The 24,274-nt window shown below is 62.7% G+C and carries 21 protein-coding genes; 13 read left to right on the top strand and 8 right to left on the bottom strand.

From position 1 onward, the window contains the following. Positions 1-22: 22 nt before the first annotated feature. From CN933_RS20525 to CN933_RS20470, 12 genes are all read left to right on the top strand, one after another. The gene (locus CN933_RS20525; protein ID WP_018096671.1) at positions 23-1,228 is read left to right on the top strand and encodes an HlyD family secretion protein; all 1,206 of its coding nucleotides are present in this window, start codon (positions 23-25) and stop codon (positions 1,226-1,228) included. A 28-nt stretch (positions 1,229-1,256) separates the two neighbouring features. Beyond that, the gene (locus CN933_RS20520) at positions 1,257-2,846 is read left to right on the top strand and encodes a DHA2 family efflux MFS transporter permease subunit (protein WP_018096672.1); all 1,590 of its coding nucleotides are present in this window, start codon (positions 1,257-1,259) and stop codon (positions 2,844-2,846) included. Positions 2,847-3,120: 274 nt separating this feature from the next. After that, complete coding sequence (locus CN933_RS20515; protein WP_102762221.1) at positions 3,121-4,206, top strand: metallophosphoesterase; 1,086 nt, start codon at positions 3,121-3,123, stop codon at positions 4,204-4,206. A 97-nt stretch (positions 4,207-4,303) separates the two neighbouring features. Next, positions 4,304-5,338 (top strand): LacI family DNA-binding transcriptional regulator, encoded by a 1,035-nt coding sequence (locus CN933_RS20510; protein WP_018096674.1) that lies wholly within the window; start codon positions 4,304-4,306, stop codon positions 5,336-5,338. 9 nt (positions 5,339-5,347) lie between these two features. Further along, positions 5,348-6,802: a xylulokinase gene (gene xylB / locus CN933_RS20505; protein WP_018096675.1), complete on the top strand. Its 1,455-nt coding sequence runs from the start codon at positions 5,348-5,350 to the stop codon at positions 6,800-6,802. A gap of 94 nt (positions 6,803-6,896) precedes the next feature. Continuing rightward, a complete protein-coding gene (xylA, locus tag CN933_RS20500) occupies positions 6,897-8,207 on the top strand; it encodes a xylose isomerase (protein WP_018096676.1) in 1,311 nt (436 codons plus the stop codon). Positions 8,208-8,398: 191 nt separating this feature from the next. Further along, positions 8,399-9,451: a sugar phosphate isomerase/epimerase family protein gene (locus CN933_RS20495; RefSeq protein ID WP_018096677.1), complete on the top strand. Its 1,053-nt coding sequence runs from the start codon at positions 8,399-8,401 to the stop codon at positions 9,449-9,451. Between the two features lie 184 nt (positions 9,452-9,635). Continuing rightward, positions 9,636-10,820, top strand: coding sequence for a Gfo/Idh/MocA family protein (locus tag CN933_RS20490; RefSeq protein WP_018096678.1), 1,185 nt, complete (start codon positions 9,636-9,638; stop codon positions 10,818-10,820). Positions 10,821-11,030: 210 nt separating this feature from the next. Beyond that, positions 11,031-12,404, top strand: a complete 1,374-nt coding sequence (locus CN933_RS20485; RefSeq protein WP_018096679.1) for a GH1 family beta-glucosidase — start codon at positions 11,031-11,033, stop codon at positions 12,402-12,404. Between the two features lie 336 nt (positions 12,405-12,740). Further along, positions 12,741-13,817 (top strand): methionine ABC transporter ATP-binding protein, encoded by a 1,077-nt coding sequence (locus tag CN933_RS20480; RefSeq protein WP_018096680.1) that lies wholly within the window; start codon positions 12,741-12,743, stop codon positions 13,815-13,817. Continuing rightward, positions 13,807-14,472, top strand: coding sequence for a methionine ABC transporter permease (locus tag CN933_RS20475; protein ID WP_018096681.1), 666 nt, complete (start codon positions 13,807-13,809; stop codon positions 14,470-14,472). The genes CN933_RS20480 and CN933_RS20475 overlap by 11 nt, the downstream gene beginning before the upstream one ends. Before the next feature lie 36 nt (positions 14,473-14,508). Beyond that, positions 14,509-15,285: a MetQ/NlpA family ABC transporter substrate-binding protein gene (locus CN933_RS20470; RefSeq protein WP_018096682.1), complete on the top strand. Its 777-nt coding sequence runs from the start codon at positions 14,509-14,511 to the stop codon at positions 15,283-15,285. 155 nt (positions 15,286-15,440) lie between these two features. Here the strand turns inward: CN933_RS20470 and CN933_RS20460 are convergent, their stop codons facing one another. The 8 genes from CN933_RS20460 to CN933_RS20425 form a co-directional block, all read right to left on the bottom strand. After that, entirely contained in the window at positions 15,441-16,691 is a 1,251-nt protein-coding gene (locus CN933_RS20460) for an adenylate/guanylate cyclase domain-containing protein (RefSeq protein ID WP_018096683.1), read from the bottom strand. Continuing rightward, entirely contained in the window at positions 16,688-17,077 is a 390-nt protein-coding gene (locus tag CN933_RS20455; protein ID WP_026168783.1) for a response regulator, read from the bottom strand. Before CN933_RS20455 ends, CN933_RS20460 begins: the two co-directional genes overlap by 4 nt. Next, on the bottom strand, positions 17,074-18,552 hold the full coding sequence (locus CN933_RS20450; RefSeq protein WP_018096685.1) for a sensor histidine kinase: 1,479 nt from the start codon (positions 18,550-18,552) through the stop codon (positions 17,074-17,076). Before CN933_RS20450 ends, CN933_RS20455 begins: the two co-directional genes overlap by 4 nt. 6 nt (positions 18,553-18,558) lie before the next feature. After that, the gene (locus tag CN933_RS20445; RefSeq protein WP_018096686.1) at positions 18,559-19,602 is read right to left on the bottom strand and encodes a mechanosensitive ion channel family protein; all 1,044 of its coding nucleotides are present in this window, start codon (positions 19,600-19,602) and stop codon (positions 18,559-18,561) included. 68 nt (positions 19,603-19,670) lie between these two features. Continuing rightward, positions 19,671-20,087, bottom strand: a complete 417-nt coding sequence (locus CN933_RS20440; RefSeq protein WP_026168784.1) for a cupin domain-containing protein — start codon at positions 20,085-20,087, stop codon at positions 19,671-19,673. A 61-nt stretch (positions 20,088-20,148) separates the two neighbouring features. After that, positions 20,149-20,901, bottom strand: a complete 753-nt coding sequence (locus CN933_RS20435) for an SDR family oxidoreductase (RefSeq protein ID WP_018096688.1) — start codon at positions 20,899-20,901, stop codon at positions 20,149-20,151. A gap of 136 nt (positions 20,902-21,037) precedes the next feature. Further along, positions 21,038-22,006 carry an MBL fold metallo-hydrolase gene (locus tag CN933_RS20430; protein ID WP_018096689.1) on the bottom strand — a complete coding sequence of 323 codons (969 nt, stop codon included), beginning with the start codon at positions 22,004-22,006 and terminating at the stop codon, positions 21,038-21,040. Between the two features lie 264 nt (positions 22,007-22,270). Then, positions 22,271-22,726, bottom strand: a complete 456-nt coding sequence (locus CN933_RS20425; protein ID WP_102762219.1) for a carboxymuconolactone decarboxylase family protein — start codon at positions 22,724-22,726, stop codon at positions 22,271-22,273. Positions 22,727-23,127: 401 nt separating this feature from the next. On the opposite strand from CN933_RS20425, the gene CN933_RS20420 reads away from it, so the two are divergent. After that, positions 23,128-24,108 (top strand): alpha/beta fold hydrolase, encoded by a 981-nt coding sequence (locus CN933_RS20420; RefSeq protein ID WP_018096691.1) that lies wholly within the window; start codon positions 23,128-23,130, stop codon positions 24,106-24,108. The last annotated feature ends 166 nt before the right edge of the window (positions 24,109-24,274 follow it).

Here is a 24,274-nt window from a genome sequence, read left to right as displayed (position 1 = left end):
TTCCAAACCAGATCGGTGGCCCATGTCCGCTTCCAGCTCTTCCAGTGCTGCCCGTGTTCGTCCCGTAGGCGACGATTTCGAAATGGATACCCAGAAGGCCGAGGCCAAGGGGCTCGGAACCGACGCTGCAGCCGCAGAGCAAACCGGGACCGAAAGCGCTGCGCCCCCGAAGAAGCGGCGCAAAATCCTTCCGGTGCTGGGTCTCGTGCTCCTCGGTGCCGCCGGCTGGTACGGCTATGACTGGTGGACCAACGGCCGTTTCCTGGTCTCGACCGACGACGCTTACATAGAAGGGGACATCGCGACCATCTCGCCCAAGGTGTCCGGCTATGTCGCCAAGGTCGACGTCGTCGCCAACCAGCATGTAAAGGCCGGAGATCCCCTCGTGACGCTCGACGACGGCGATTATCGTATCGCGGCCGAACAGGCAGAGGCGCAGATCGCCACGCAGAAGCTTGCGCTCGACCGCTTCGATGCGCAGATCGCCGGCGCCAAGGCGAGCCTTACTCAAACCGAAGCGCAGAAGAAGGCGCTCGAGGCAACGGTACGTGGCGCGGAACTGGCCCAGAAACGCGCCAGCGAGCTGCAGTCGAAGTCCTTCGGCACCGACGCTTCCCTCGACAGCGCACAGGTCGCACTCGATCAGGCTCGCGCGAACCTCGCCGGCGCGGAGGCGAACATTGCTGCGGCCAAGTCCAACATCACCGTGCTCCAAGCTCAGCGGATGGAAGCGGAAAGCACTATCCGCTCTCTAGAGCTTACCCGCGACAAGGCAAACAGGGACCTGGCCTTCACGGTGCTGAAGGCTCCCTATGACGGCGTGATAGGCAATGTGGCGGTTCAGGTCGGCGATCTCGTTTCGGCGGGCCAGCGGCTGGCCGCGCTCGTTCCGACGGATGAGCTCTATATAGACGCCAACTTCAAGGAAACGCAGATCGCGCATCTGGTGCCGGGTTCCAAGGTCCAGATCCATGTCGACGCCTATGAGGATCATCCGATCGAAGGCACCGTCGCATCGATCTCGCCGGCGTCCGGCTCCGTCTTTTCGCTGCTGCCGGCGGAAAACGCGACCGGCAACTTCACCAAGGTCATCCAGCGCGTTCCGGTGCGCATCACGCTGCCGGCCGACGTGCTGGCGGAAGGGCACCTGCGCGCGGGGCTGAGCGTCGTGGTCGACGTCGATACCCGCACCGCACCGGAACAGTCGAAGGTCGCGGCCGCGAAGTAAAGGGCTCAAGGCCCGAGGAGTGGCGGAAATGGCCGCAACAGCAACAGCGGGCGCGGCTGCGCCGAGCCTAACCAAGGCCGAGGAGCATATGGACCCGCGGCGGCTCATCGCCTTTTTCGCGATGGTCGTCGGAATGTTCATGGCGATCCTCGACATCCAGATCGTCTCCGCCTCGCTCGCCGAGATCCAGGCGGGCCTGTCGGCCGGATCTGACGAGATCGGCTGGGTGCAGACCGCCTATCTGATCGCGGAAGTCATCATGATCCCGCTCTCGGGCACGCTTGCCCGCATCGTCTCGACGCGGGTGCTCTTCTCCGTGGCTGCGGCCGGCTTCACGGCCGCCAGCGCTCTTGCCGCCACGGCCACCAACATCGAACAGATGATCGTTTACCGGGCGATTCAGGGATTTATCGGCGGCGGCATGATCCCGTCGGTCTTTGCCGCAGCCTTCACCATCTTCCCGCCGTCGAAGCGCAACGTCGTCTCGCCCATCATCGGGCTCATCGCGACGCTTGCGCCGACCATCGGCCCCACGGTCGGCGGCTATCTGAGCCATGCCTTTTCCTGGCACTGGCTGTTCCTCGTCAACGTCATTCCCGGCATCATCGTCGCGACGGTCACCTGGATCTTCATCGATTTCGACAAGCCGGAACTCGGATTGATCAAGAAGTTCGACTGGTGGGGACTTCTCTCCATGGCGGTTTTTCTCGGCTCGCTCGAATACGTGCTGGAGGAAGGCAATGCCAATGACTGGTTCAACGACGAGCACATCGTCATGGGTGCCGTCGCCGCCACGGTCGCCGCCGCCGTCTTCTTCTATCGGGCGTTCAAGGTCGATTTCCCGGTCGTCGATCTCAAGGCCTTCGCCAACCGCAACTTTACCTTCGGCTCGCTCTTCTCCTTCGTCATGGGGATCGGCCTTTACGGGCTCACCTATCTCTATCCGCTCTATCTCGGACGTATCCGCGGCTACGACTCCCTGATGATCGGCGAAACCATGTTCGTCTCGGGTCTAGCCATGTTCCTGACCGCGCCGGTTGCGGGTTTCCTCGCCGGGCGAATGGATCCGCGGGCAATGATGACCATCGGCTTTGCCGGCTTTGCCGCGGGCACCTGGCTGATGAGCCAGATGACCGCCGACTGGGATTTCTGGGAGCTGCTCGTTCCGCAGATCCTGCGCGGCTGCTCGCTGATGCTCTGCATGGTGCCGATCAACAATATCGCGCTCGGCACCCTGCCGCCGGCGCGCATCCGCAATGCGTCGGGACTCTACAACCTGACGCGTAACCTCGGTGGCGCGGTCGGGCTGGCGGTCATCAACACGATCCTCACGCAACGCCAGGATTTCCACTACGCCCGGCTCGCCGAGCACGTGGAATGGGGCAACCCGGAGGCCGTCGAACGGATGCGTAACATCGCCACGACCTTCACTGCGCATGGCCTCGACGGAACCACGGCTGCGGTCAAGCAACTGGCGGCGATGGTCCAGCAGCAGGCGGCGATCATGTCCTTCATCGACGTGTTCGTATTGCTCACCGTCCTGTTCCTGTCGATGATCGCCGGCGTCCTGATGATCGCCAAGCCACAAGGCGCCGGCCCAGGAGGCGGCGGGCATTAGAGCGGGAATGAGGAAAAGTGTGCGCGGTTTTCCGCCCGCGTCCCGCTCTACCTGTTGGAATCGATCACGTTCATGATCTTAGGTCGACCCGCCCAAGATCGACGTGATCCACAGGGCGCCGATGCCGCGGGTGGCTGCCTTTATTCCGCTCCAGCGCTTTACGCGGTTTCGAGTTCGCTGCAATATCCCGTCTCGTCGAAGCTGTCGGAGGGCGCGCGGAGCAACGCGCGGGCGGCGCATGAACGATCATCCTTGCCTACGGCCTTCGCGGCGGATGTTCCTCGCCGGTGCGGTCGGATTCGGTCTCTCGATGACCGTCGGCGGCAGACCTGCGAGGGCGGCCGGCCCTCCGGTTGACGTGACCTTTCTCTTTGCCGCGGATATCCATGCCTGCCTCGTTTCGACGGACGGCTTGGCGCCGAACTGTGAAGCGGAGGGCAAGACCGACGCCAGCCTCTTGCGCCACATCGCCGCGCTGAACGCATTGACGGCACAGCACTGGCCGCATGCCGTTGCAGGGAAGCCGAGCGGCCTTGCCAGTGCGGGCACGAGGATTTCGCGTCCGCTCGGTCTGGTGCTCGGCGGCGACATCACCGACGACGGCGGCGGCCAGGTTCGCCAGCCCCGCGAAGGGCGGCAATTACAGCAGTTCCAGAGCCGATACGAGCAGGCGCCGGGCCCGCACCATATCCACATTCCCGTTTATGTCGGCCTTGGAAACCATGATCTCGACCAGGACGGGCCGCCGCCGAATGCCGACTGGTATCGCCGGGAGCTGCGGGACTATGTCGAGCTTACCCATCGTCAAACCGTTTTCTACAAGCCGCCGGTGCCGGTCGCGAATTACGATCCGCTATCGGACAGCTATTCCTGGGACTGGGGCGGTCTTCATCTCGTACACCTGCAGCGTTTCGGAGGCGACGAGAACAAGGGCGCGGTGAGCGGATTGCCGTGGCTCAAGAGCGATCTCTCCTCCCGTGCCGCCGATGGCCGGCCGGTCGTCCTCTTCCAGCATTATGGCTGGGACGCGTTTTCGACCGAGGCCTGGGATCCGGCGGCAAAGACCTTCGACGACAAGGGGGAGGGCGAGCCGCATTGGTGGAGCGCCGACGAGCGCCAGGCATTGCTCGACCATTTGCAGGGTTACAACGTCGTCGGCCTCTTCCATGGGCACGAGCATGACCGCGTCATGGCCTACAGGGTCGGCGGGATCGACGTCTTCAAGCCCAAGGCGGCCTTTCTCGGCGGTTTCGCGGTCGTGCGCGTGACCGGCAGCTTCATGGATGTAGCCTTCGGCGAGGCCGAGGGCGAGCATGGCCACGTCGTGTTCACGCAGGCCTTCAGCAGGCGTTTCGACTGAAGCGACATTCCGGAACTCGTCCATTCGATCGCCCGCCCGGAGTTTTCTGATTTACGTACATCAAAAATTCCTCTAATGGGTTTGCCGGGAGGAAGAGATGCGACCGACAGTTCACGATATCGCCGCCGAGGCGGGCGTCAGCCTCGCCACCGTCGACCGGGTGTTGAACAATCGTCCGGGCGTGAGAAGCGTCACGCGCGAGCGGGTGGAACGGGCGATCGCCACGCTCGGCTATGTTCGCGACGTCGCCGCTGCCAATCTTGCGAAGAGCCGCAGCTATCCTCTGGTCTTCATCCTGCCCGCCGGCGAAAACTCCTTCATGCGCGGTCTCGAGGCGGAGGTTCGCTCGGCAATGTCGCGTTCCGCGACAGAGCGGCTGGATATCACCATCCTCTCCGTTCCAGCCTTCGACGCAGCGGCGCTCGCCGCCGCGCTGCTCGAGGCGCGTAAGCGCCGGCCGGCGGGTGTCGCGGTGGTTGCCGTCGACGCGCCGGACGTGACGGAGGCGGTAAAGCGGCTCCGCGAAGACGGCATTGCCGTCGTTACGCTGGTTTCCGATCTGCCGGGGTCGGGGCGCGACCATTTCGCCGGCGTCGACAATGTCGCCGCGGGCCGCACCGCCGGCAGCCTGATGGGCCGGTTTCTCGGCGGCGAAGGACCGGTCGCGGTGCTTGCCGGCTCCATGCTGGTACGCGACCACCGCGATCGGCTGGAGGGTTTCCAGGCCGTTATGAGCGAGGATTTCCCCTCGCGCCGGATACTGCCGGTGATCGAGGGGCAGGACAATCCGTCGCGTGTCGAGACGCTCGTCGGCGCACTTCTCGGGCAGCATCCCGATCTTGCCGGCATCTACAGCCTCGGTGCCGGAAACCGCGGCCTTGTCGCGGCGCTCGAAAAGGCGGGCAAAGGAAGGGCCGTTTGCACGATCGCGCATGAGTTGACGCCGCACAGCCGCGCCGGGCTTCTTTCCGGCACGATCGACGCGCTGCTCAACCAGAATGCGGGTCACGAGGTCAGGAGCGCCATCCGGGTGCTGAAAGCAAAGGCGGACGGGCTGCCGGTCATCGCGGCGCAGGAGCGCATCCGCATCGATATTTTCCTGAAGGACAACCTGCCGCTCGAGCAGGAATAGGAGGGCACCATGTATCTCGGACTGGATCTCGGCACGTCCGGCGTCAAGGCCATGCTGATGGACGGCGAGCAGCGGATCATCGGCTCCGCCAGCGGCGCGCTCGACGTCGACCGGCCGCATCCCGGCTGGTCGGAACAGGATCCGGCCGACTGGATCCGTGCCGCCGAGGAGGCGATCGCCCGATTGAGGGAAACGCATCCGCAAGCGCTTGCCGCCGTCCGCGGCATCGGCCTTTCCGGCCAGATGCACGGTGCGACATTGCTCGACGAAGGCGATGCGGTCCTGCGGCCGTGCATATTGTGGAACGACACCCGCAGCTTCCGCGAGGCGGCAGCGCTCGACGGCGATCCGCAGTTTCGGGCGCTGACCGGCAATATCGTCTTTCCGGGCTTCACCGCACCGAAGCTCGCCTGGGTGCGTGAAAACGAGCCGGAGCTGTTCGCCAGGATTCGCTGGGTGCTGCTCCCGAAGGATTACCTGCGCCTCTGGCTGACCGGCGAGCACATGTCGGAAATGTCCGATTCGGCCGGCACGTCATGGCTCGATACGGGCAAGCGCAAGTGGTCGGCGAGCCTGCTTGCCGCTACGCAGCTCGAGGAGAGGCAGATGCCCGAACTCGTCGAGGGTACCGATGTAGCCGGCACGCTGCGGCCGGAGCTCGCCGCGCGTTGGGGGATGGGGCCTGGCGTCGTGGTCGCCGGCGGTGCGGGCGACAACGCAGCCTCGGCCTGCGGCATGGGGACCGTCGGGGAGGGGCAGGCCTTCGTCTCGCTCGGCACGTCCGGCGTCCTTTTCGCGGCCAATGCAAGCTATCTCCCCAACCCGGAGAGCGCGGTCCACGCCTTCTGCCACGCATTGCCCAACACTTGGCACCAGATGGGCGTGATCCTCTCGGCGACGGACGCGCTGAACTGGCATTCCGGCATCACCGGCCGGAGTGCTGCGGAACTCGCCAATGAACTCGGCGAGAGCCTCAAGGCGCCGGGCTCGGTTACGTTTCTTCCCTATCTCTCCGGCGAGCGCACGCCGCACAACGACGCGGCGATCCGCGGCGTCTTCGCCGGCCTCGGGCACGAGAGCTCCCGGGCGGTGCTGACGCAGGCGGTGCTCGAAGGCGTTTCCTTCGCGATCCGCGACAGTCTCGAGGCATTGCGCGCGGCCGGCACGAAGCTCACGCGGGTCACGGCGATCGGCGGCGGTTCGCGCTCGCGTTATTGGCTGAGCTCGATCGCGACCGCACTGAACCTGCCGGTCGACCTGCCCGCGGACGGCGATTTCGGCGCTGCTTTCGGCGCGGCGCGGCTCGGCCTGATCGCCGCCACCGGAGCTGACCCGGCCGCGGTCTGCACCGCACCCGAGACGGCGGAAACGATCGCGCCGGAGGCATCGCTCGTGCCCGCCTATGAAGATGCTTACCAGCGCTATCGCCGGCTCTATCCGGCGATAAAGGAAGCGGCGCTGTGAGCAGTTTCGGCGCATCCACCACCTGCCTTCCACCCGATAGCCGGCTCCGTCGCGAACGGTGCCGCCAATTCACAATCCATGAGAGGAGACTGTCGTGAGCACGGGATTTTTCGGCGATATCGCCAAGATCAAATACGAGGGACCGGAAAGCACCAATCCGCTCGCCTTCCGCCATTACAATCCGGAGGACGTCGTCCTCGGCAAGCGGATGGAGGATCATCTGCGCTTCGCCGTCGCCTACTGGCACACCTTCGTCTGGCCGGGCGGCGATCCCTTCGGCGGGCAGACCTTCGAACGCCCCTGGTTCAAGGATTCGATGGATGCCGCCAAGCTGAAGGCGGATGTCGCCTTCGAATTCTTCCAGCTTCTCGGCGTACCCTACTACTGCTTCCACGACGCGGACGTGCGCCCGGAGGGGCGGAACTTCGCCGAGAACACGAGCAATCTCAACGAGATCGTCGATTATTTCGCCGGGAAGCAGGAAGAGACCGGCGTCAAGCTGTTGTGGGGCACGGCGAACCTCTTTTCCAACCGCCGCTTCATGGCCGGGGCTGCGACGAACCCGGACCCGGACGTCTTCGCCTTTGCCGCCGCGACGGTGAAGACCTGCATCGACGCGACGCAGCGGCTGGGCGGCGAGAACTATGTGCTCTGGGGCGGACGCGAGGGTTATGAGACCCTGCTCAACACCGACCTGAAGCGCGAGCTCGATCAACTCGGCCGCTTCCTCAATCTGGTCGTCGAATACAAACACAGGATCGGCTTCAAAGGCACGATCCTGATCGAGCCGAAGCCGCAGGAGCCGACCAAGCACCAGTACGACTACGACGTCGCAACCGTCTACGGCTTTCTCAAGCGATACGGCCTCGAAAACGAGGTGAAGGTCAACATCGAGCAGGGCCACGCGATCCTTGCCGGACATTCCTTCGAGCACGAGCTGGCGCTGGCCAATGCGCTCGGCATCTTCGGTTCGATCGATATGAACCGCAACGACTACCAGTCCGGCTGGGACACCGACCAGTTCCCGAACAACGTGCCGGAAATGGCGCTCGCCTATTACCACGTGCTTGCGGGCGGCGGCTTCAAGACCGGTGGCACGAACTTCGACGCGAAGCTGCGCCGCCAGTCGATCGACCCCGAAGATCTGCTGATCGGCCATATCGGCGGCATGGATTGCTGCGCGCGCGGCCTGAAGGCGGCCGCGAAGATGATCGAGGACAAGGCGCTCTCCGCACCGCTCGAAGCGCGCTATGCCGGCTGGAACGTGCCGGAGGCAAAGAAGATGCTCGACGGCGGCTTCTCGCTCGAGGAGATCGAGGCCTGGGTGCGGAAGGCCGACGTCAACCCGCAGCCGAAATCCGGCAGGCAGGAGCTTCTGGAAAACGTGGTCAATCGCTACGTCTGACGGGCACGGAGATCCTTTTTCGCGAGGGGGGCACAAGCCGATTGCCCCTCGCGAAGAATCTGCTAGCTTCTGGCTCCTGCAACGTTGCAGGTGTATCAGCTTCTGCGAATTCGCGGGCCGGAAGCACTCGAAGTCAACGGTCGGCCGTAGTGCCGGCACATCGGACACCGCTCTATCTGGGAGGAAGTTGTATGAAGACGATCAAAGGACCGGGGCTGTTTCTTGCGCAATTCGCCGGCGATGCCGCACCCTTCAATTCCTGGGATTCGATCACCAAATGGGCAGCCGATTGCGGCTATAAGGGCGTGCAGGTCCCGAGTTGGGACGGCCGGCTCTTCGACCTGAAGAAGGCTGCCGAATCGAAGACCTATTGCGACGAGGTCGCCGGCAAGGCCCGCGACAACGGCGTCGAGATCACCGAGCTTTCGACCCACCTCCAGGGCCAGCTCGTTGCGGCGCATCCCGCCTATGACGAGGCTTTCGACGGTTTCGCCGTTCCGCAAGTGCGCGGCAATCCCCGCGCGCGCCAGGAGTGGGCGGTCGAGCAGGTGAAGCTGGCGCTGACCGCCTCGAAGAACCTCGGCCTCGATGCGATGGCAAGCTTTTCCGGCGCACTCGCCTGGCCCTTCGTCTATCCGTGGCCGCAGCGCCCGGCGGGCCTGGTGGAGACCGCCTTCGACGAGCTCGCGCGGCGTTGGAAGCCGATCCTCGACCATGCGGAGGATTGCGGCGTCGACGTGTGCTACGAGATCCATCCGGGCGAGGACCTGCACGACGGCATCACCTACGAGATGTTCCTGGAGCGCACCGGCAACCATGCCCGCGCCTGCATGCTCTACGACCCGTCGCACTATGTGCTGCAGTGCCTCGACTATCTCGAGAATATCGACATCTACAAGGACCGCATCCGGATGTTCCACGTCAAGGACGCGGAGTTCAACCCGACCGGACGCCAGGGCGTCTATGGCGGCTATCAAAGCTGGGTGAACCGTGCCGGCCGCTTCCGCTCGCTCGGCGACGGTCAGGTGGATTTCGGGGCCGTCTTCTCGAAGATGGCCGCCAATGATTTTGCCGGCTGGGCCGTCGTCGAGTGGGAATGCTGCCTGAAACATCCGGAAGACGGCGCGCGTGAAGGCTCCGAGTTCGTGAAGGCGCATATCATCCGCGTCACCGAAAAGGCCTTCGACGATTTCGCCGACAGCGGCACCGACGAGGCGGCGAACCGGCGGATGCTGGGAATCTAGTTCGTGATCTCACTGTCTGACCCTCACCCTGACCCTCTCCCCGCAAGCGGGGAGAGGGGACTTGCCCCGCGGTCCTGACAAAAGGAGGCGTCGCCACGAGTCCTTCTCCCCGCCTGCGGGGAGACGGTCGCGGCAGCGGGATGAGGGGCAGTTCCACGCCAAACACTTCAGAAGAGGAAACAGAATGGCTATCGAGGGAAGCAGTACGGAAACGCGTCAGAAGCGCATTCGGCTCGGAATGGTGGGCGGGGGCTCGGGCGCCTTTATCGGCGCGGTGCATCGGATCGCCGCCCGGCTCGACGATCACTACGAGCTTGTCGCCGGCGCGCTCTCGTCGACACCGGAAAAGGCCGAGGCTTCGGGCCGCGAGCTCGGGCTCGACCCATCGCGCGTCTATTCGGATTTCAAGGAAATGGCGATCCGTGAGGCGAAGCTGAAGAACGGCATCGAGGCGGTGGCGATCGTCACCCCGAACCATGTTCACTATGCTGCTGCCAAGGAATTCCTGAAGCGCGGCATCCATGTCATCTGCGACAAGCCGCTGACGTCGACGCTCGCCGATGCGAAGAAGCTCAAGAAGGCGGCCGACGAAAGCGATGCGCTCTTCGTGCTGACGCACAACTATACCGGCTATCCGATGGTGCGCCAGGCGCGCGAAATGGTCGAAAATGGCGACATCGGCGCCGTCCGCCTCGTGCAGATGGAATATCCGCAGGACTGGCTGACCGAGAATATCGAGCAGTCCGGCCAGAAGCAGGCCGCCTGGCGCACCGATCCGGCGCGCTCCGGCGCCGGCGGCTCGACCGGCGACATCGGCACGCATGCCTATAATCTCGGATGCTTCGTTTCCGGCCTCGAACTCGAGGAGCTCTCCGCCGATCTCGACAGCTTCGTTGGCGGGCGGCAGCTCGACGACAACGCGCATGTGCTGATGCGCTTCAGGGAAAAGGACGGAACGCGCGCCAAGGGGATGCTGTGGTGCAGCCAGGTGGCGCCCGGCCACGAGAACGGCCTGATGGTGCGCGTCTACGGTACCAAGGGCGGTCTCGAATGGACGCAGAAGGATCCGAATTACCTCTGGTACACGCCCTTCGGCGAGCCGAAGCGTCTGTTGACGCGCGCAGGCGCCGGCGCTTCGCCGGCGGCGGCACGCGTATCGCGCATTCCGTCCGGCCACCCCGAGGGCTATCTCGAAGGCTTCGCCAATATCTATACGGAAGCGGCACGGGCGATCTATGCCAAGCGCAACGGCGGGAAGGCGGATACTTCCGTCATCTATCCGACGATAGACGATGGCATGAAGGGCATGACCTTCGTCGATGCCTGCGTGCGTTCCTCGGAGCGCAACGGCGCCTGGATCAAGGTCTGAACCATGTAAGCCGGAGCATTTCCGCGACTCGGTGAAAAATGGAAATGTTCAGGGAAGGGCGGGGATACCTCGCCCTTTTTCATTGACATTTGCCACCGCGGCCTTAGGCCACATCCACAGACGAGGGCGAGACTACCATGGCCCGCCTTACCATTGACCCGAACGCAGCCATGCCTTCGGTCCGGCTGCGCAGACGATGAGGCTCAAACGATGATCGAAGCCAAGAAACTGGCAGAGCGTTTTCCCGGCGACTTTGTCTTCGGCGTTGCGACCGCATCCTTCCAGATCGAGGGAGCCAGCAAGGCGGACGGGCGCAAAGCCTCCATCTGGGACGCCTTCTCCAATATGCCGGGGCGCGTTTACGGGCGCCACAACGGGGACGTCGCCTGCGACCATTACAACCGGCTGGAGCAGGATCTGGACCTCATCAGCGGCCTCGGCGTCGAGGCCTACCGCTTCTCGATCGCCTGGCCGCGGATCGTACCGGAGGGCACGGGGCCGATCAACGAGAAGGGGCTCGACTTTTACGACCGCCTCGTCGACGGCCTGAAAGCGCGTGGCATCAAGGCGTTTGCAACCCTCTATCACTGGGACCTGCCGCTGGCGCTGATGGGCGACGGTGGCTGGACGGCGCGCACGACCGCCTATGCCTATCAGCGTTACGCCAAGACCGTGATTGCGCGTCTCGGCGATCGTCTCGATGCGGTCGCGACCTTCAACGAACCGTGGTGTTCCGTCTGGCTCGGCCATCTCTACGGTGTCCATGCACCGGGCGAGCGCAACATGGATGCAGGACTTGCCGCACTGCATTTCACCAATCTCGCCCATGGTTTGGGGGTTGCGGCGATCCGCTCGGAACGGCCGGAGCTGCCGGTCGGCATCGTCATCAATGCCCATTCGGTCTATCCCGGCAGCGACAGCGCCGAGGACAAGGCCGCTGCAGAGCGCGCCTTCGATTTCCACAACGGCGTCTTCTTCGATCCGATCTTCAAGGGCGAGTATCCGGAGGGTTTCCTCTCCGCGCTCGGCAAGCGCATGCCGGCGATCGAGGACGGCGACATGGCAACGATCGCCCAGCCGCTCGATTGGTGGGGGCTCAACTATTATACGCCGATGCGCGTTTCGGCAGACTCCGCGAAAGGCGCCGAATATCCGGCGACCGTCAATGCCAAACCGGTCAGCGACGTGAAGACCGATATTGGCTGGGAAGTCTATGCGCCGGCTTTGGGCAGCCTGGTGGAGACGCTCAATGCGCGCTACAGGCTCCCCGATTGCTACATCACCGAAAATGGCGCCTGCTACAATATGGGCGTCGAGAACGGCACCGTCGACGATCAGCCTCGGCTCGACTACATCTCGGACCACCTCGCCGTCACCGCCGATCTCATTGCCAAGGGTTATCCGATGCGGGGCTATTTCGCCTGGAGCCTGATGGATAACTTCGAATGGGCGGAGGGCTACCGGATGCGCTTCGGCATCGTTCACGTCGATTACGAGACACAGGTCCGCACGATCAAGAAAAGCGGTCGCTGGTATAAGGATCTGGCGGAACGGTTTCCGAGGGGCAACCACAAGCCGGGATGATGCCGGAGCGGGCGGACGGCGGTTCTGCACAAAAAGAGTAGACTTTTGCGTCGCACTTTGGGGCTCCGGAAAAACGTACCTGTAAAAGGGCGCGCTCGCGCGCCATAAGATCCACATGCTCCTCGGCGTGGCAGTCATGCCGAGGAGGCGTTGAACTGACCGGTTGGCCGATGATAGAGAGTTGCTCCACGTTTCGAATGCCTTGCCGAATGTTTGTCTGACGAGGCGACATTTTTTCCGTGCCGGCCCTATTTAGCAGGGACCGGAGTTTCGAACATCCGAGAGCATCATGTATCCTCCCATCGTTTTGATCCCTCCTGCGGGGGCGACCGGACAATGACACTCCCTCGATCCGAGATATCGGCCGGTGATGCGGTCGTCTTCGATGCCGTGTCCAAGCGCTTTGCCGCCTCCGGCGGAAATACGGCCTTCACTGCGCTCGACAATGTCAGCCTGACGGTCGCTCGCGGCTCGATCACCGGTATCATCGGCCGTTCCGGCGCCGGCAAATCGACGTTGATCCGGCTGGTGAACGGCCTCGAAAAGCCTTCGAGCGGCAAGGTGTTCGTCGATGGCGTCGATGTGGGTGCGCTGGACGAGGCGGGCCTGCGCGATCTCCGCCGCTCCGTCGGCATGATCTTCCAGCATTTCAACCTGCTTTCCTCGCGCACCGTCTTCGGCAATGTCGCGCTGCCGCTCGAAATCGCCGGCATGGATCGGCGCGCGATCGAGCAGCGTGTGCGCCCGCTTCTCGAACTCGTCGGTCTTGCCGACAAGCACGGGCGCTATCCGGCGGAACTGTCGGGCGGCCAGAAGCAGCGCATCGGCATCGCCCGGGCGCTTGCGACCGAACCCAAGCTGTTGCTTTCGGACGAGGCGACCTCGGCGCTGGACCCGGAAACGACGCAGTCGATCCTGGAATTGCTCAGACGGATCAATGCGGAGCTGGGCCTTACCGTTCTGCTCATCACCCACGAGATGGAGGTCGTGAAAGCGATTACCTCCGACGTGGCAGTGATCGACAAGGGCGAGATCGTCGAGCGAGGGCACACTTTCGATGTCTTCACGCATTCCAGGCACGAGACGACGCGGGCGCTGCTTTCCGGTCTGGCGGGTTCGAAACTGCCGGAAGCCGTTGCCAGAGGCCTGAAGCCGGCGGCGGCAAGCGGCGATCGCGTCGTGGTGCGCCTCACCTTTTTCGGGGCAGCGGCGGAGCGCCCGCTGATCTCGCAGCTCATCCAGTCGGTCGGTGCAGAGGTCAACATCATCGCCGGCACGATCGACGAGATCGGCGGCAAGCCCTATGGCTCGCTCGTCGTCGCCTATGGCGCCGATGCCGAAACCTCGGGCAAGGCGGAGCGCTTCTTCGCCGAAAACGGACTGGTCACGGAGGTGCTCGGCTATGTCGCCTGATCTTCTGCTTCGCATAGGCAGCGCCACGCTGGACACGATGTACATGGTGGCGATCGCCGGCCTCGTGGGGTCGCTGATCGGGCTGCCGATCGGCATCTTTCTGGCGACCAGCGGCAAGGGCGAGCTGTTTCCCGCACCCAATCTCAACCGCGCGGTGGGACTTGTGGTGAACGCGACGCGGTCGACGCCCTTCATCATCCTCGTCGTGGCGATCATTCCGTTGACGCGCCTCATCACCGGTACCTCCATCGGCACCAAAGCGGCGATCGTGCCCTTGACGATTGCGACCATTCCCTTCGTCGCCCGCCTTGTCGAGGCGGCGATCCGCGACGTCGACAAGGGGCTGATCGAGGCGGCGCGCGCCATGGGCGCCACCCCGATGCAGATCGTCTTCAAGGTCCTGCTCGCCGAATCGCGGCCGGCGCTGACGCTGGCGCTCACCATGACCATCGTCAGCCTCATCGGCTATTCGGCGATGGTCGGCGCGGTCGGCGGCGGCGGTCTCGGCGATCTGGGCATCCGCTACGGCTATCAGCGCTTCATGCCCGACGTGATGCTCGTCGTGGTCGTCGTGCTCATCGTACTCGTACAGCTCGTCCAGAGCGCCGGCGACCGGATGGCGCGGCGCTTCGACAAGCGCAGCCGCAAGACCTGATCTTTCCAACACACCACCAGCAACAAGGAGACATCCATGAAAAACCTCATTCTCGCGGCGGCCTTCGCCGCCCTGGCTGCCGGTACGGCGCTTGCAGAGACCATCAAGGTGGGCGTGACCCCGGGCGAGCATGCCGAGATCATGGAGAAGGTGAAGGAAGTCGCCGCCCCCAAGGGCCTCGACATCGAAATCCTCGAATTCTCCGACTACGTGGTTCCGAACCAGGCGCTCGCCGACGGAGACCTCAATGCCAATTCCTTCCAGCACCAGCCCTATCTCGACAACCAGATCGCCGATCGTGGCTTCGACATCGTCAGCGTGGGCCTGACCATCACCACGCCGATGGGCGTTTATTCGAACAAGGTGAAGAGCCTCGATGAGCTGGAGGACGGCGCCACGATCGCCATCCCGAACGATCCGACCAATGGCGGCCGCGCGCTCCTGGTTCTCGCATCGAAGGGCCTCATCAAGGTCAATCCGGATGCCGGGCTGAAGGTCACCCCGGCCGACGTGACGGAAAATCCGAAGAACATCGAGTTCGCCGAGCTCGATGCGGCCCAGCTGCCGCGCTCGCTGGCCGATGTCGACGCGGCCGTGATCAACACCAATTACGCGCTCGAGGCCGATCTCCACCCGAAGGAAGACGCCATCGCCATCGAAAGCGAGAAGTCTCCCTACGCCAACGTGATTGCGGTGCGTAGCGCAGACAAGGATGCGCCCTGGGTGAAGACGCTCGTGGAATCCTACCATGACGACAAGATCAAGGCCTTCATCGTAGAGCACTTCAAAGGTGCGCTTATCCCGAGCTGGTGAAGATCGCACCGGCGGGAAGCGGATACATGCCCCGCGAAAGCCGGTGTTAACGGCAGTCGAGACGCTTGCCACGGGTCCCTTCTTCCCACCCTCGGGGAGAAGGTGCCGGCAGCCGGATGAGGGGCATTCTGCGAAGACCGCTTACAAGTGCTCGATCATCCCACCTGTATGCGGATGCCCGTGGCGCCGTTGAGCAGCCGCCTCAAATGATAGCTGGCGAGCGGATCATCGGAGTGCATGCCAACCAGCGCGGCGAAAGCCGGCATGGCCGTGGCGCAGTTCTGCTCGAGCTTGGCAAAGGCTTTCAGATACTGCGTCGTGATCGGCGCATCGAACTCCGCCGCCGACAAGGGCTCGTGGGCGCGCAACGGCTCGCTGCGTCCGCGCAGGACAAGATCGCCGATCGGCCGCCCGCTGAATTTCTTTGCCCCGCTCGCGACACTGTCGCTGACGCAAATCCGCGTGCCCAGCGCCTTGTTTGCGGCTTCTAGCCTCGCGGCGGTGTTGATTGTGTCGCCGTAGGCGGTGAAATCGAAAAAGCGATCGCCGCCGAAATTGCCGACCAGCGCGGGACCTGCGTGAACGCCGATACGTGTGGTCCCGAAGTCAACGCCTTTCTGTTTCCAGCGCAGGCGAAACGCTTCTGCCCATTGGTCGAGTGCTTGTGCGCAGGCGATCGCGCGGGCCGCATAGTCGGCTTGGTCGTCAGGTGCGTTGAACAGCACCTGAACCGCATCGCCGATCACTTTGGCCACGGTTCCTTCATGCATGAAGACGACATCCGCAAGGCCGCCGACATATTCGTTGAGCAATTCCGCCAGCACCTCGGGAACGGCTGTCTCGACCAGCGAGGTGAAGCCTGTGATGTCCGTGAAGATCACAGCGATGTTGCGCCAGCGTACCTGCATGTCATCGTTATCACCGCCAGCGGCAAGGCGCCTGGCAAGTTCGGGCGAAAAATAGCGAGACAGCGACGCATGCGCGCGCTCCGCTTCCGCCTGGCGGCGGCGTGCCTCGCGCAAGACCTCGACATGATGGATGGTCTTCAGGATCGTCGCTTCCAGATCCGCGAAATCGATCGGTTTGGTTAGGAAGTCGAACGCACCGCGATTCATCGCGGTCCGTATATTACTCATATCACCGTAGGCCGAGACGATGATGGCCGATTTCTTGTCCTCTCTCTCCTGCAGTTTCGCCAACAATGAGAGGCCATCCATGCGCGGCATATTGATGTCCATGACCACAAGATCGACATGGGGATGCTGCTCGATCGCCTGGAGCGCATCAACACCGTCACGCGCGAACACAAAACTGATGCGTCCGTCGCGAACTTGCTTTCGGAATTTCCGCAGAATAAGCGTCTCCAAGTCTGGCTCGTCATCGACCACGAGAATAGTTGCGGTCATGCGGCCGGTCCCAGTCTCGCCTCGATGGCCTGCCGCAGCTGGCTGAGGTCGATCGGTTTGGTCAGCATGCCCTCCGCGCCCCGATCCAGCGCAGTCCTGTGTGTCTCGGCATCTCCATAGGCGGTGATCATGATGATTGGAACATCCGGCCTTCGTGCGCGCATTTCCGGCAGCATGTCGAGACCGGTCATCCCAGGCATGTTAATGTCGGAAAAAATCAAAATCAGCGTTTGCTCACCAGTGTCGGCAATGCGGGTCAGGGCCTGCGCTGCTGAGGCCGCAAAATCCATCACAAAACGTCCGGCGCGAAGATCGCGGCGAAATTGCTGGCGTAACAAGACTTCGACGTCGGCTTCGTCGTCCACCACGAGAACCAATTGAGTCACGGCTCTTCTCCTATTGTGCGAAATTGCTTGCGCGGCAGCAGGATGATGAACTCGGTAAACGCACCGGGCTCGGTCTCGACATCGATCGTGCCGCCGTGTTGCTTCACGATAATGTCGTAGCTCATGGAGAGCCCGAGGCCAGTGCCTTCGCCAGGCGGCTTGGTCGTGAAGAATGGATTGAATATCTTCTCCCTAACCTCTGGCGGAATGCCGCCGCCGTTGTCGCGGATGCGGATTTCGACATGTTCGCCACGGTTGCGTGTGCTGGCGCAGAGCTCGGCTTCAAAGCCGAGGCTTTCATCACGGCTCCGCTTGGCTACGGCGTAGAATCCATTGGACATCAGATTCAGCAGCACGCGTGTGATCTCCTGCGGGAACACGTCGGCGACGCCGGCGTCGGAATCGAATGCCCGTTTGAGGGTCACGTTGAACTGCGGCTTATCGGCGCGCGCACCATGAAAAGCGAGATTGAGACTTTCTTCGACCAGCGTATTCACGTCCGTTGGCCGGTGTTCGCCGCCGCCTCCGCGCGAATGCAAGAGCATGTTCTTGACGATGGAATCGGCTCGCTTGCCGTGCTGCACAATCTTTTGCAGATTGTCCTTCAACAGTCCGCGCAGTTCATCGAGTTCGTCGCGAATATCGTCCGGGAGCGCGGCCGGCGCGAGCGCATCATTCAACTCGTCCGTCAATTCGACCGATAACGCCGCGAAATTGTTGACGAAGTTGAGCGGATTCTTGATTTCGTGCGCGATGCCGGCTGTGAGCTGGCCGAGCGAGGCGAGTTTTTCAGTCTGCACCAGACGATCCTTTACGGCGCGCAGGTCGTCAAGAGACTTGGCGAGCAGCGTGGTCCGCGACTGGATTTCTTCGAACAGCCGCGCGTTCTCAATCGCGATTACGGCCTGATCGGCGAACGTGTTTAGGAGTTTGATCTGGCTGTCGGTGAAGGTGCCCGGTTCGGCACGCGAAACACCGATCGTGCCAATAGCGATGCCCTCGCGAAGCAGGGGCACCACGATGATGCTTCGGTACCCCCTGGCGCGGGCCATCTCCTTGACGGCTTGAGGGATGCCGGGTTCGGTTTCGATATCGGAGCGGAACACCATGGTCGAGTTCATTGCGGCTCGACTGTGGATCCCTGAAGATGCCAACGGAGCAGGAAATGAAGCCCGGATCTCCTCGTGGCTGGCCCGGCTTCCCGCCGTGCATGCCGCCAGATGAAGCATACCACCTGCGACGCGCGTCACAAGCGCCGTTTGCCCGCCGAGCAGCCGCCGGGAGCTCTCAGAAATGACGTCGAAAACGGGCTGCACGTCGGTTCGCGACATGGAGATGACGTTGAGAATTTGCGCGGTGATAGTCTGGCGTTCCAGCGCAATGACAAGCTCCGATTGCAGGCTGGCATTCTCGGCCGCTGCGGAGCGTAGTTGCTGCTCAAGCTCTTCGATCCTGCGCCTCGGTTCGATGTCCATGGCTGATCATTCATTATCTGAAGCGCGCGCATAGCGCGATGAGAGCGGGGTGAGGTTGGCTGCAGGCTCGCCAGCCGCAACGGCTGGCCCCCAGAGCAGGCTCTCCGGCGGCATTGCCAGAGAAAGGCCGTTCGCCTTGCAGCCGCGGTAGACGAGATCGATGACCTCGTTTTTGGCCGGCATTCGGGTCGCCGGGCTCGCCACGCAGAACTGCAGCTCGACCTCGATAGCCATCGCATCGATCGCTTTGAGCGCTATGGCCGGCGCCGGAACCTTGACGATTCGCTCGCTGTTCCGCAGAACGCCTAGCATGATCTCTTCAACGACGGACGGCGCGTGGGTGGCGGCAATGTGCACGGCAAACGCAAGCCAGTGCGTTTCGTCAGGACGGCTGAGGTTGGTTACTCCTTGCTTCGCCAGGACGCTGTTGGGCACCACCAACTCATTATGCGCGCCGGTCAGCAGATTCGTCGAGCGCCAGTTGGTTTCGGCGACTCTCCCTTCCGTGCCGTCGCTGAGCCGGATCCAGTCGCCGATGACATAAGCCCGTCCGAGCGTGAGCGCGATCCCCGAAAAGACGTCGGCGAGCGTATTCTGCAGCGCCAGGCCGATGATGACGGCAACCACGCCCGAGGTGGCGACCAACGGGCCTATTGGCGCGCCGAAGACGAAGCCGATGATCGATAGCGCCACGCCGAGATAAACGAGGGCTACGATCAGATCCTGCAGGAGATGTGCCTCCCGCGGCCTGTGGTTGAGGCCGATATAGATGTGCAGGAAGCCGATGATCGTCCATGCAAGATGGCTCCACCAGAGGATCCTCGCCGATTTGGCAAGCAACAGGCCGGCGCCCTTAAGCTCGGCCTGGTCGAGCTGGAAAGGCGATATTCTGCCCATGCCGAGCACGAGGCTCATGGTGGCGAAAAACAGAATCTGCACAATCAAGCGCCCGGTCGGACGATTGCGCCCCTGAATGTGCCATACGAGAATGCCGGCAAGACCCAGAAGATTGATCAGGGCGAGCGGCAGAAAATGATGTTCGGCGAACATGGCAAGGCTCACCCGGAATGATGTGCAACTGGGCGGAAAGGCCGGGCGTGGGCACCCGGCCTCGCCGGCTACTTCTTGATCGGGAAGGTCAGCTCCTTCTCATTGGTGTCGACGACGAAGACCGCCAGCAGCCTCGCAGGCTGTGTATCGCTGGCATTCTCGCTGACGCCGTGGCGGTCGCCCGGGATTTCCGAGAAGCTTTCGCCCGCCTTGTAAACGGTAATGGGGCCGTCGTTGACCTGGCTGCGGATGGCACCCTCCAGCACCGTCGCATAGATGAAGGCGGAGTTTGGATGGGTATGAGCCGAAGAGAAACCGCCGGGACCATATTCAACGAGGACGCCCTTCATGCTCTTGCCCGGGACGTTGGGCAATTCGTGCTCGTAGACGAGCGTGACTTTGGCGTCCTTGTCGCCGGCGTCGTGGGCCGTGGCCGTCGTGGACAAGAGGGCAGCTACGGCAAGGGCAAGGATTGGCTTGGTCATGTCGAATTCCTTTCTCGAAAACCGGAGGGTGCGCCGCAGGAGGCGGTACACCGTCATCCATTCAGTTGCGGGTAGAGGTTGCGAACCACTGCTCGAAGGTGATCCGGCCGAGGCGGGGATTGTTGTCGGAAACGAGCGAGCCATCTTCCAATTTGGCGCCGAAGTAGCGAGCCTCCGGATCTGCCTCCACTTTCCGGGCATCGCCCTTTGCTTTCAGGAAGCGACTAACGAGTTCGTGCAGCCGGACCCGCTCCGGACCCGAAATCTCCACAATGCCATTGATGGGCGCGGCCGTCGCAACGGCGGCCATGTTGTCGGCCACATCGTCGGAGGCGATAGGCTGGACGTAGGCTGGCGACAGATGCACGGTGTCACCGACCGTGCCGGATTGGGCGATGCCGCCGAGGAATTCCATGAATTGCGTCGAATGGACGATCGTGTAGGGAATGCCGGATTCCCGGATGATATTTTCCTGGGCTACCTTGGCCCGCATGTAGCCGCTGTCGGGCAGCCGGTCGACGCCGACGATGGAAAGCGCGATGTGATGCTTTACGCCGGCCGCCTTCTCCGCTGCCATCAGGTTGCGCCCCGATGTTTCAAAGAATTCGAGCACGGCCTTGTCATCGAACGACGGCGAGTTTGCGAGGTCGATAACGACGGAGGCCCCGGCCAGCGCCTCGGCGAGACCTTCACCCGTGATCGTGTTGACGCCGGTGTTCGGGGCGGCGGCAATGACTTCATGGCCTTGCCTGCGAAGGCGGTCGGCCGTCTTCGAACCAATTAGGCCGGTTCCGCCAATAATGACGATTTTCATGAGCTTCTCCAGGGGCGGCACGCTGAGCGTGCCGCGTTGTTCATTGGTTGCCGAGGGTGGTCACAGGGTCTGGTTCAGGTCGACCCGGATCTGGGGTTCTGTGGCAGAGCCGGGAGCCGCCTGAGCCAATAGTCGGTCAGTAATCCCAGAAGACCGGAACCCACCGAAAGGCATCGCCTTCAATCGCCACCCGGCCAACGGATGGGAAGGGCAGGTGAGTGGCGACGAGTTGCTCGCCAGTCTGAGCCAGCTCCGTCAGAAGTCGCACGCGGACTCGAGCCGCTTCCTCAGGATCGTGCTCGAAACCGTTGAACCAGTCGGGGTGGTCGAAGCCGACCGCAAATACGGCATCGCCGGCAAACGTCAGGCGGTCACCGCCAGATGCCACACGAACTATACTGTGACCGGGCGTATGGCCGCCGGTGCGCTGGACGATCACGCCTGGCGCGACCTCATGCTGCTCATCGAACGGCCGCAGATGGCTCCGGTATTCTGCCATGAAACGCTTGGCGGTTGCCCTAAGAGCGTCCGGGAATCCCTGCGGCATGTGAGCGTGGGTGAAGTCGGGCGACTCCCAAAAGGTGACCTCGGCGGCTGCCACGTGAATCTGCAGATCTGGCCGCAGCCGGTCCTTCACACCTTCTACAAGGAGGCCACCGATATGGTCCATGTGCAAATGGGTCAGCACAATGTCGGTTACAGACCGAAGATCAATGCCCGCTGAATCCAGTCGCCTGACCAACTGGCCAGCACGCGGGAGGTTCAGATTAGGATCCAGTCCCAGCCCTGCGTCGATCAGGATGGTTCGATCACCGCTGCGCACCAGGGCTACGTTGAGCGACCAGTCGAACGCATCCGCTGGCAAGAACATCTCGCCCAGCCAGGCCGCGCGGGAGGCTGGATCAGCGTTGTGTCCCAGCATTTCGGTTGGGAGCGGTAGCATCCCGTCGCTGACCACCAGCACGTCAATCTCACCGACTCGCACCGCATAGCGCGACGGGACCAACTCTTCGGGTCCCGTTCTGCCGGGGTGTGAGTTGTTGTCCAAGCTCATGCTGGTCTCCTGCTGAGCAATCGAAGGGGGTATGGTTTCTGTCTGCGGCATGATGCGCTCCTGTTCTGCGTAATTGAAACGTGTCGGTTACAAGCCAGGGCGGATTTTATATTGAGGCGTGTTTGGCGGTCGATCCGGCCAAGGAAGAGGAAAGGCCATACCTGAGGATAGGGCAGCCTATGCTCTCTGTGCGGCCGCAGCGGAGATTTTGGCAGAGGGAGATTTTGGCAGAGGCTGGCATGAAGGAGCAGACGCTTTGCATCGGACCCTCCAGAGCGGATGAATCCGCCCGGTGCGTTCGCGTCTGCTCGGTGATCAAGCGGCGCGCTTGTGGTCTGCCGGATGCTGCAGCCGAAATCCGATCGCCAGCCGGTTCCATGCATTGATCATGGCGATGCCGATAGACAGCACCAGGAGTTCGTCTTCCGAAAAGACGCTTTGAGCAATTTCATAATCCGCATCCGGCGCACGGCTCTCGGCGATATTGGTCAGCGACTCGGCCCAGGTGAGTGCTGCGCGCTCACGGTCGCTGAACAGCTGCGATTGGCGCCAGGCGCTCAGAAGAAGCAGACGCTCTTCCGTCTCGCCCCGTTTCAGGGCGTCCTGACGATGCATGTGCAGGCAATGGGCGCAACCGTTGATCTGCGACACGCGCACCTTGACGATCTCCATTAGTTTGGGGTCGAAGCTTTTGGCAATCCAGGCTTCGACGGCGACGAGGCCATCGACTCCGTCATTCTTCCTGGTCAATATGTTCAAACGTCCGGTCATTCTGCTCTCCGTGGATTGATTGCGATCGGGTCGAAGCCACGCGGGTCGCCCGGATCACCAACTATCGACGGCATGGCGGATCATCCATCTGTCCGGAAGGCGCGCCCGATGCGCATCTGATGGAGCTGAGCCTTTCCGATCGATTAGGCTTCCCGTCGTTTGGGCCACCTCCTCCTATACTTCGGCAGAGGAAGGTCGCGTCCCATGTAGAATGGTGTGCGATCGCGAACCCACGCATTCTCCCGGCATGCGCAACCGCTGCCTTAGGAGAAAGAAGATGCCCAAAAATATCAATGTGTTGGCGCTCTGACGCAGCCGTCGCGACGGGTCGTTCGACGCGATCGGCTCGGGCCGGCGGTTCCCATCCTCTTTCGCATTTCAATCATCGTGAAGGATAAAATATGCAGGACATTTCAAACCCACCGGCTGTCGGCGTCTCGCGCCGCGACGCGCTGCTCGGCAGCCTTACCGCCGGTATCGCAACGGCCTTGCCGGCGGTTGCCGCCGCAAACACTCCGAAGCAGCCTCTCACCGCCACCATTAACCACGGAAAGCAAGCCATGAGCACCATCACCACCAAGGACGGCACAGAAATCTATTACAAGGACTGGGGCACCGGTCCGGTCGTCACCTTCTCGCACGGCTGGCCGCTGAACTCCGATGCATGGGACGGTCAGATGCTATTCCTCGTCCAGCAGGGCTTTCGCGTCGTGGCGCACGATCGCCGCGGCCATGGACGCTCAAGCCAGCCGACGTCGGGGAACGACATGAACGGATACGCCGATGATCTGGCGGCCGTTATCGAGGCGCTGGACCTCAGGGACGCAACGCTGGTCGGTCACTCCACCGGCGGGGGCGAGGTTGCCCGCTATATCGGCCGGCACGGTACGAAGCGCGTCGCCAAGGCCGTCCTCATCGCCGCCGTGCCGCCAGTCATGGTGAAATCGGCGGCCAATCCGGAAGGCCTGCCGATCGAGGCGTTCGACGCGATCCGTGCTGGTCTCATCAAGGATCGCTCGCAATTCTACCGTGACCTTGCCCCGCAATTCTACGGCGCCAATCGACCCGGCTCGAATGTTTCCAAGGGCACGCTCGACCAATTCTGGCTCTGGAGCATGCAGGCGGGTCTCTTGAACGCCTATGAATGCGTCAAGGCGTTCTCGGAGACCGACTTCACCGAAGATTTGAAGAAGTTCGATGTGCCGACGCTCGTCCTGCACGGCGAGGACGACCAGATCGTGCCGGTCAAGGATTCCGCCGTCAAATCTGCTCGGCTGATCAAGGGTGCCAAGGACATCTACTATCCCGGCGCGCCGCACGGCATTACCGCCACGCATCAGGACCAGGTCAACGCCGACCTGCTCGCCTTCCTCAAGGCCTGATCCCAGGCGGGATGCGGAGCAGCCCGCCGTGCTCCGCATCCCGTCCGCGCTTGGGGCGGCAATTCGCGGCATGCTCATAACCGGCAGCGCCAGCGGAATCGGCCCCAGCACGGCCGAACTTGTGCGCTCGAGACGTCAACCGCCTCCTCGACTTCGCGCGGCGCTA

It is taken from the genome of Sinorhizobium sp. M4_45, assembly GCF_002885915.1.
Classification (GTDB): Bacteria; Pseudomonadota; Alphaproteobacteria; order Rhizobiales; family Rhizobiaceae; genus Sinorhizobium; species Sinorhizobium meliloti_A.
The sequence above is the reverse complement of the archived record's forward strand: the minus strand, read 5'-3'. Positions and strand labels throughout refer to the sequence as shown.